Below are 320 nucleotides of genomic sequence, written 5' to 3' on the forward strand. Positions count from 1 at the left end.
CGGGGCGTCGTTGGTGCCGGTGACGGTGACGGTGATGACTTGCGTGGCGGTGCCGCCCTTGCCGTCATCGACGGTCACGGTGATGGTGTCGGTGACCTTCTGGCCTTCGGCCAGGGCCTGGACCTGGCTGCTCTTGTTGTCCAGCACATAGGTCCACTTGCCGTTCTGGTCGACGGAGAAGGTGCCGTAGGTGCCCTTGCCGGCGTCGTTGACGGACCAGGTGTGCGTGTCCTTGGCGTCGACGTCGTGCTTGTCCAACTGGCCGGAGACTTCCTCGACCGAGTCTTCCTTGACGTTGCCGGCGGCCACGCCGGTGATGG

General features: G+C 65.3%; 1 protein-coding gene. It reads right to left on the reverse strand.

Annotated features, from left to right (window positions below):
* On the reverse strand, window positions 1-320 hold a 320-nt coding region (locus AC6LJ9_RS30760), incomplete at both ends, for a VCBS domain-containing protein (RefSeq protein WP_498150473.1).

The organism is Achromobacter sp. 1011811831 (assembly GCF_059760905.1).